Source organism: Streptomyces sp. NPDC127092 (assembly GCF_042722475.1).
In the GTDB taxonomy this organism is placed as follows: domain Bacteria; phylum Actinomycetota; class Actinomycetes; order Streptomycetales; family Streptomycetaceae; genus Streptomyces.
Window position 1 is genome coordinate 1 of the sequence record NZ_JBHXFE010000204.1, and the last position, 1526, is coordinate 1526.

Consider the following 1526-nt stretch of genomic DNA (forward strand, 5'->3'; position numbering starts at 1 on the left):
CGGAGGGGTCCATCCAGTGCAGCTCGACGATCTCGTCCGTCGGCTCGGGGACCTCGTGCCGGGCGACGGGCCGCCACAGCGCGAACACCTCCGAGTGCAGGGCGGCGCCGGGCTCGTTGGCGGCGGCGGTGTCCCACGCGCCCAGGCGGGTCAGCTCGTCCGGGCGCAGGCGAAGCCCGGTCTCCTCGGCCACCTCGCGGACGGCGGTGTCCACGGGGTCCTCGCCGGGCAGGTGCTTGCCGCCGGGGAACATGAACATGGCGGTGCCGGCCTTGCGGACGGTCAGCACGCGGCGGTCCGGGCGGGCCAGCACGACGGCGGAGACGCGGATGACCTCCCCGGCCGCGACGGTCGGCGTGCGGGAGGAGTCGGAGGGGGAAGGACTCATGCCCCCATCATCCTCCCCGGGCGGCTCAGAGGAGCGTGAGCCCCACCTTCACGGCGATTCCCAGCATGAGCACGCCCACCACGGCGTCCACGATCCGCCACGTCCGCGCCGAGTCCATGGACGGGGCGAGCTTCGTCCCGCCCCAGCCGAGCGCGGTGAACCACACGAGCGAGGCCGCCACCGCGCCGCCCACGTACGTCCACTTCGCCGCCCCGAACGTCTGCGCGAAGGTGCCCATCATCACCACCGTGTCGAGGATGGCGTGCGGGTTCACCAGGGAGACGGACAGCGCCAGCAGGATGATCCGCGGCAGCGGCGTCTGCGGGCGGTCCAGCGCCACGCGGCGCGGCTGCACGCGCTGCCGCGCCGCCACCGACCCGCCGCCCGAGGGAGCGCCCACGCCGGGCGCGCCGTCGTCGTGCTGCCCGACGCCGGCCCCGGCCGGCTCGCGCTCGGCCAGGCGGCCGGTCGCCGGGTCGATCAGGGGCAGCTCGCCGGTGAGGACCGCGAGGTCGATGCGGTCGGGCCCGTGCCCGGTCCCCGCGGCGTCCGCGGCCGCGGTCGTGAGGGTCCGGTCCCCGCGTCAGGCGGAGCGCAGCGTGCCCACGGCGAACGCGAGGAGGTAGACCACGCCGGCCACGGTCAGCGCGGGCACGAGCCACGGCCAGCGTTCGGCCACCACGCCCACGCCGCCGGCGCCGAGCACGAGCAGCGCCACATCGGCCACGAAGCACACGGTCAGGACGGTCCACACGCGGTCGCGTCGGACGATCTGGCGCAGCAGGAACAGGGTCTGCGCGCCGATGGCGACGATGAGGGCGAGTCCGGTGAGCAGGCCGGTGCCGGCGAGGGTCCACATGGGTGAGGACGCTAGGGCCCGGCCACGCCTGAGCCAAACGAAGAGAACTGCAGGTGCCTAAGCTCTGCTTCATGAACCTGGACCAGCTGCAGGCGCTGCGTGCGATCGCGGACGAGGGCTCGTTCGAGGCGGCCGCGTACGAGCTCGGCGTCAGCGCCTCCGCGGTCAGCCAGCGCATCCGCGCCCTGGAGCGGGAGGTGGGCCAGGTGCTGCTCCGGCGCGGCACACCCTGCGAGCCGACCGAGGCCGGCGTCGGCCTGGTGCGCGTGGCCCGGCACA

4 protein-coding genes are annotated in these 1526 nt (G+C 75.0%); 1 reads left to right on the forward strand and 3 read right to left on the reverse strand.

Annotated features, from left to right (window positions below):
* The 3 genes from ACFWJO_RS38875 to ACFWJO_RS38885 all read right to left on the reverse strand — a co-directional run.
* On the reverse strand, window positions 1–388 hold a 388-nt coding region (locus ACFWJO_RS38875), incomplete at its 3' end, for an NUDIX domain-containing protein (RefSeq protein ID WP_386872940.1).
* 25 nt (window positions 389–413) lie between these two features.
* The gene (locus ACFWJO_RS38880) at window positions 414–788 is read right to left on the reverse strand and encodes a LysE/ArgO family amino acid transporter (protein ID WP_386872941.1); all 375 of its coding nucleotides are present in this window, start codon (window positions 786–788) and stop codon (window positions 414–416) included.
* A gap of 183 nt (window positions 789–971) precedes the next feature.
* Window positions 972–1247 (reverse strand): LysE family transporter, encoded by a 276-nt coding sequence (locus ACFWJO_RS38885; protein ID WP_386872943.1) that lies wholly within the window; start codon window positions 1245–1247, stop codon window positions 972–974.
* Window positions 1248–1318: 71 nt separating this feature from the next.
* Between ACFWJO_RS38885 and ACFWJO_RS38890 the strand changes: the two genes are divergently transcribed.
* The coding region (locus ACFWJO_RS38890; protein ID WP_386872944.1) for a LysR family transcriptional regulator at window positions 1319–1526 on the forward strand (208 nt) is incomplete at its 3' end.